We start from the raw sequence: 609 nt of genomic DNA, 5'->3' as shown, positions 1-609 counted from the left end.
GCACAGGAGTCACCGACGTGCAGGACCAGCCGCGCGGCACCGACCCGGTGGACCGCCTCGACCCGGTGGTCCTGCACCACGTCGTCAACACACTCGGCTGGCCCGATCTGCGGCCTCTACAGAAGGCCGCCGTAGGCCCGCTGATGGACGGCGAAGACGCCATCCTGCTCGCGCCGACCGCCGGTGGAAAAACCGAGGCCGCCGCCTTCCCCCTGCTCTCCGCCATGCGGGAGAACCGGTGGACCGGCATCTCGGTGCTCTACCTCGCCCCGCTCAAGGCGCTCCTGAACAACCTGGTGCACCGGGTCGACAGCTACGCCCAGTGGCTGGGCCGCCGAGCCGCCCTGTGGCATGGCGACACCGGAGAGTCCGTACGTCGCCGTATCCGCACCGAGTCCCCCGACTTCCTGCTCACCACCCCTGAGTCGCTCGAAGCGATGCTGATCAGCGTCAAGACCGACCACGCCCGCATGCTGGGAGGCGTACGGGCTGTCGTCGTCGACGAGGTGCACGCCTTCGCAGGGGACGACCGCGGCTGGCACCTGCTCGCCGTACTGGAACGCCTGGAGCGGCTGACCGGCCGTCGCATCCAGCGCGTCGGCCTCTCCG

1 protein-coding gene is annotated in these 609 nt (G+C 70.1%); it reads left to right on the top strand.

The window, feature by feature from the left end:
* Window positions 1–17 precede the first annotated feature (17 nt).
* Window positions 18–609, top strand: a 592-nt coding sequence (locus KUM32_RS42675; RefSeq protein ID WP_217146935.1) for a DEAD/DEAH box helicase, incomplete at its 3' end; no start/stop codon positions are given.

The organism is Streptomyces sp. AC627_RSS907 (genome assembly GCF_019049165.1).
This window is presented reverse-complemented; position numbering and strand designations above follow the sequence as displayed.